Below are 3,573 nucleotides of genomic sequence, written 5' to 3' on the forward strand. Positions count from 1 at the left end.
TGAGGGCGGTGGGCTAGAGGAGAGTGCCGGAGGCGAAGTGGAGGGCCAGTTGGGGGGCTCCGGACAGGGCGAGGCCCAGGACGGCGGTCAGGCCGACCGTGACGGTCAGGCCGGCCGGGGTGCGGGTGTCCAGGGGGGCGCTCACCGGGAGGCCGGCGGGAGCGGGCTCGCGGGGGCGGAAGAGCAGGGCCGTCCACTGGAGGTAGTAGTAGAGGGCGATCACCACGTTCACCGCCATCACCACGGCCAGCCAGCCGAGGCCGGCGTCCACCACCGCGGAGAACACGGTGACCTTGGCGAACAGCCCGATGATGCCCGGCGGCAGGCCGGCCAGGCAGAGCAGGAAGAAGCCCATGGCGAGCGCGGCGAGGGGGCGCTCGGCGTACAGGCCGCGGTAGTCGCCGAGCCGGTTGTCCGGGCGGGAGCGGGCGACCAGGGCGGCGACCGCGAAGGCGCCGAAGTTCACCACCGCGTACATCAGCGCGTACGCCACGGTCGCGCCGATGGCGTGCCGGGCGTCCGCGCCGGAGTCGGCGTAGCCGGCGGCGGCCACCGGGACCAGCAGGTAGCCGGCCTGGCCGACGGAGGACCAGGCCAGCAGCCGTACGGCGCTGAAGCGGCGGTCCGGGCGCTGGCGCAGGGCCGCCACGTTGCCACCGGTCATGGTGAGGGCGGCGAGTACCGCGGCGAACGGGGCCCACACCTGGTGGTACGAGGGGAAGGCGAGCACGGTGACCAGGATGATCCCGGTGAAGCCGACGGCCTTGCCGATCACCGAGAGATAGGCGGCCACCGGCAGCGGCGCACCCACATAGGTGTCGGGGACCCAGAAGTGGAAGGGCACCGCGGCGGTCTTGAAGGCGAAGCCGACCAGGGTCAGCACCGCCCCGGTCCGCACCAGCGTCTCCAGTCGCGGGTCGACGTGGGTCAGCGCGTCGGCGACGGTGCTCAGGTGCATGCTGCCGGTGCCCGCGTAGACGAAGCTGACGCCGAGCAGGGTGACCGCGGTGGCGGTGACCGAGGAGAGGAAGAACTTCAGCGCGGCCTCGGCGGAGAGCCGGTCGCCGCGTTCCATGCCGACCAGGGCGAAGGTCGGCAGGGAGGCCACCTCCAGGGCCACCACCAGGGTGGCCAGGTCGCGGGAGGCGGGCAGCAGGGCGGCGCCGGCGACGGCGGACAGCAGCAGGAACCAGAACTCGCCGGCCGGCATCCGCTGCCGCGCCACCGCCTCCTGGGAGAGCAGTGCGGTCAGCAGCGCCCCGCCCAGCACCAGCAGCTGGATGGCGAGGGTGAAGTCGTCGGCCACATAGCTGCAGGCCCCGGAGCCGGTGGTGAGGCAGAAGGTGCTGCGCTCGCCGTCGAGGAGGGGCAGGAGGGAGAGCGCGGCCAGGGCGAGGCCGGCGACCGCGATCCAGCCGAGCACCGGCTTGCGCCGCTCGGGCAGGAACAGGTCGGCGACGAGCACGGCCAGACCGGCCACGGCGGCGATGGTGGGCGGGGCGATGGCGAGCCAGTCGACGGACTGGACCATGCTCTGGGCGAGGGGGGTCGCGGCGGGCAGGGCCATCAGTTGCCTCCTGCGAGGAGCTGCCGCACGGCCGGGTTGCTGAGGCCGAGGAGGACCGCGGGCCAGAGTCCGGCGAGGACGGTGAGGGCGACGAGCGGGGTCCAGGCGGCGAACTCGTGGCCGCGGACGTCGGCGAGTACGGGCTGCTCGCCGGCCGTACCGGCATCGGGGCGCTCCCCCATGCACACCCGGCGCACCACGACCAGCAGGTAGGCGGCGGTGAGCAGGGTGCCGAAGGCGGCGATCGCCAGATAGGTGAGGAAGGCGGGGCGGCTGAGGCCGGGCGCCGGGTCGAAGGAGCCGAACATGGCCAGCATCTCGCCCCAGAAGCCGGCCAGGCCGGGCAGGCCGAGCGAGGCGACGGCGGCGAAGGCGAGCAGTCCGCCGAGCCGGGGGGCGCGGCCGTAGAGCGCCGCGCCGGTAGCGCCCGCCAGCTGGTCCAGGTCGGTGCTTCCGCACCGTTCCTTGACCGCGCCGACCAGGAAGAACAGCAGGCCGGTGATGAGGCCGTGGGCGATGTTGGCGAAGAGCGCGCCGTTCACTCCGGTCGGGGTGAGGGTGGCGATGCCCAGCAGGACGAAGCCCATGTGGCCGACCGAGGAGTAGGCGATCAGCCGTTTGAGGTCGCCGCCCGCGCCGGTGCGGGCCAGCGAGAGGCAGGCCAGCGACCCGTAGATGATCCCGGTGACCGCGAAGGCGGCCAGGTAGGGGGCGAAGGTGTGGGCACCCTCGGGGGCGATGGGCAGCACGATGCGGACGAAGCCGTAGGTGCCCATCTTCAGCAGGACGCCGGCCAGCAGCACCGAGCCGACGGTCGGGGCGGCGGTGTGGGCGTCCGGCAGCCAGCTGTGCAGCGGCCACATCGGCGTCTTGACGGCGAGTCCGATGCCGATCGCCAGGACGGCGACGAGCTGGGTGGTGTGGCTGAGCCCCGACCCGTTGTCAGAGGCGAGTGCCACCATGTCGAAGGTGCCGCCCTTGATCCCGATCAGCAGGAGGCCCAGCAGCATCACGACGGAACCGAGCAGCGTGTAGAGGATGAAGCGCCAGGCGGAGCGCTCCCGGTCCGCGCCTCCCCATCGGTTGATGAGGAAGTACATCGGGATCAGCACCATCTCGAACGCCAGGAAGAACAGCACCAGGTCGAGCACCGCGAAGCTGGCCAGCGTGCCGGACTCCAGGACCAGCAGCAGCGCGGTGAACGCCTTGGGGGAGCCGCCGGTGGGGGGTGAGAAGTAGCTGTAGAGGGCGCAGAGGAAGGTGAGCAGTGCGGTCAGCACCAGCAGCGGCAGCGATACGCCGTCCACCCCGAGGTGGATCCGGATGTCCAGCGCCGGAATCCAGCTGAGGTCGGTCTGCGCCTGCATCCGGCCGGGTGTGCCGCGGTCGAAGCCGGCGGCCAGGGCGATGGCGGCGGCCAGCACCGCGCCGGTGACGGTGACGCCGTGCCGCAGTACCGCCTGGTCGGGGTTCTTGCCGCGCAGACCGGGCGGGGCGGGCAGCAGGGCGGCGACGGAGCCGACCAGGGGCAGCACGACGACGGCCGCGAGGAGGAGCTGCAGGGCGGTGTGGTTCAACGGTCAGGCTCCGGCTGCGACGAGGACGGCGGCGACGGCCAGGACGAGGGTGCCCGCGAGCAGTGCGCTGAGGTAGGTCTGCACATTGCCGGTCTGGGCGCGGCGGACGGCCGCGCCGAGCAGGCGCGGGGTGGCGCCCGCGCCGCGTACGTAGGTGTCGATGACCGCGCTGTCCAGGAAGGAGACCAGCCGGGCGGCGGCGCGCACCGGGCGGACGAACACCGCGCTGTACACGGCGTCCAGGTGGAATCCCGCGGCGGCGTGGCGGTGCAGCGGGCCGAGCAGCAGCTTGCCCGGGTCGGCCGGATCGTGGGCGGCCGCGATGTCGCCGTAGATCTCCTTGTGGTGGGCGATGGCCTCGGCCTCGGAGGCGGCCGGCTCCGCGTGGGGGGCCGCGACGGGGGCGGTGCCCGGGTGCTGTCTCGGATA

General features: G+C 73.2%; 2 protein-coding genes and 1 pseudogene. All 3 read right to left on the reverse strand.

Features of this window, described 5'->3' with window-relative positions:
* Positions 1-13 precede the first annotated feature (13 nt).
* Positions 14-1,567: an NADH-quinone oxidoreductase subunit N gene (locus E4099_RS30435; protein ID WP_135342332.1), complete on the reverse strand. Its 1,554-nt coding sequence runs from the start codon at positions 1,565-1,567 to the stop codon at positions 14-16.
* Positions 1,567-3,129 (reverse strand): complex I subunit 4 family protein, encoded by a 1,563-nt coding sequence (locus E4099_RS30440; protein ID WP_135342333.1) that lies wholly within the window; start codon positions 3,127-3,129, stop codon positions 1,567-1,569. The genes E4099_RS30435 and E4099_RS30440 overlap by 1 nt, the downstream gene beginning before the upstream one ends.
* An 18-nt stretch (positions 3,130-3,147) precedes the next feature.
* Positions 3,148-3,573 (reverse strand): annotated as a pseudogene (locus E4099_RS30445) (NADH-quinone oxidoreductase subunit L); the annotation flags it as partial.

It is taken from the genome of Streptomyces palmae, assembly GCF_004684805.1.
Lineage (GTDB): Bacteria > Actinomycetota > Actinomycetes > Streptomycetales > Streptomycetaceae > Streptomyces > Streptomyces palmae.